The 239-nt window shown below is 49.0% G+C and carries 2 tRNA genes; both read right to left on the reverse strand.

Annotated features, from left to right (window positions below):
* Positions 1-13: 13 nt before the first annotated feature.
* Positions 14-89: transfer RNA gene (locus CD032_RS10635), tRNA-His, on the reverse strand.
* 11 nt (positions 90-100) lie between these two features.
* A tRNA-Phe gene (locus CD032_RS10640) sits at positions 101-173 on the reverse strand.
* Positions 174-239: the final 66 nt, after the last annotated feature.

Consider the following 239-nt stretch of genomic DNA (forward strand, 5'->3'; position numbering starts at 1 on the left):
TTGATAACGATTATGGGGCGGTTGATGGGAATCGAACCCACGAATGTCGGAACCACAATCCGATGCGTTAACCACTTCGCCACAACCGCCAAAAATAAAATGGTTCAGGACAGAGTCGAACTGCCGACACATGGAGCTTCAATCCATTGCTCTACCAACTGAGCTACTGAACCTTAATAGTAAATCAATAATGGCGGTCTCGACGGGAATCGAACCCGCGATCTCCTGCGTGACAGGCA

Origin of the sequence: Staphylococcus cohnii subsp. cohnii (assembly GCF_002902365.1) — a bacterium.
Classification (GTDB): Bacteria; Bacillota; Bacilli; order Staphylococcales; family Staphylococcaceae; genus Staphylococcus; species Staphylococcus cohnii.